The sequence below is a fragment of the Spirillospora sp. NPDC127506 genome (assembly GCF_040302145.1).
Lineage (GTDB): Bacteria > Actinomycetota > Actinomycetes > Streptosporangiales > Streptosporangiaceae > Spirillospora.
In genome coordinates this window covers 1-1,112 of the sequence record NZ_JBEORG010000111.1, presented here as the reverse complement: position 1 = coordinate 1,112, position 1,112 = coordinate 1, and the positions used below count along the sequence as shown (strand labels likewise).

The 1,112-nt window shown below is 68.7% G+C and carries 1 pseudogene; it reads right to left on the bottom strand.

Annotation, left to right across the window (positions count from 1 at the left end):
- Nucleotides 1-23 precede the first annotated feature (23 nt).
- A pseudogene (locus ABTW95_RS35700) lies at nucleotides 24-1,021 on the bottom strand (IS5 family transposase).
- Nucleotides 1,022-1,112 lie beyond the last annotated feature (91 nt).

Below are 1,112 nucleotides of genomic sequence, written 5' to 3'. Positions count from 1 at the left end.
CTAGGGCCTGTTCGTAGTTCAGATCATGAGGGGGCTGGGAGGCTGCGCAGCCAGATGATGGCTCCGCGCAGGTGGAGTCCGGCCTCGTAGCTTTCGGGGGTTTTGTCGTAGCGGGTGGCCAGGCCTCGCCATTCCTTGAACTTGTTGATGCAGCGTTCGACGGTGTTTCGGTAGGTGTAGAGGTCGGCGTCGTGGCTGACCGGACGTCCGCCGCGTCGTCCCTTGTTCTTGCGGTTGGCGGCCTGGTCGGCCTTCTCGGGGATCACCGCCTTAATGTGGCGTCTGCGCAGGTAGCTGCGGTTGGCGCGGGAGGAGTAGGCCTTGTCGCCGGCGGCCGCTGCCGGTCGGGTGCGGGGGCGGCCGACCGGCCCGCGCACCCGGATCTTGTCCATCACGGGGATGAAGCGGGGGCTGTCGGCGGCCTGCCCGGGGGTGAGTATCAGCGACAGCGGACGGCAGCGCCGGTCGGCCGACAGGTGGATCTTGCTGGTCAGCCCGCCCCGGGACCGGCCCAGGGCGGCGGCCTTCAGCCGGGCCTTGCGGCGCCGGCGTATCCGGCGCCGCCGCTCCCGCAAGGGATCGGGCTGGTCCTCGGGCTGCCGCTCTACCGGCCCGGTTTGCCCCTTTGGCGCAGCCCCTTTTCCTCGGCCACGGCGCGCTCCAGCTCCTGGAGGCGTTCGGGTGCGACCCTCATCCCGGCGGCGTGGTGATGCGCGCGGGAGGTGGTGGAGTCCACGCTGACCAGGTCCAGGTCGACATCGCCGCGGGCCGCCGCCTCACTGATCATCGTGTTCATCAGGTTCTCGAAGACTCCCTGGCATGCCCAGGCCCGGAACCGGTCGTAGATCGTCGACCAGTTGCCGTACTCGGGCGGCACGTCCCGCCACGGGCTGCCGGTCCGGAACCTCCACATCACCGCGTTGAACTGATTGCGCAGGTCACCGATCGGCCCTGACACTCCCAGCGGCAGGTGCGGCTCGATCAGTTCCCATTCGGTATCGGTCACATCACCGCGCGTCACACACCGGTGATACCGCCCGCCCCCGCCCCGGGGTGAGCGAGTCACTCAATCGTGACCAGCGACAACTGATCCGAACTACGAACAGGCCCTA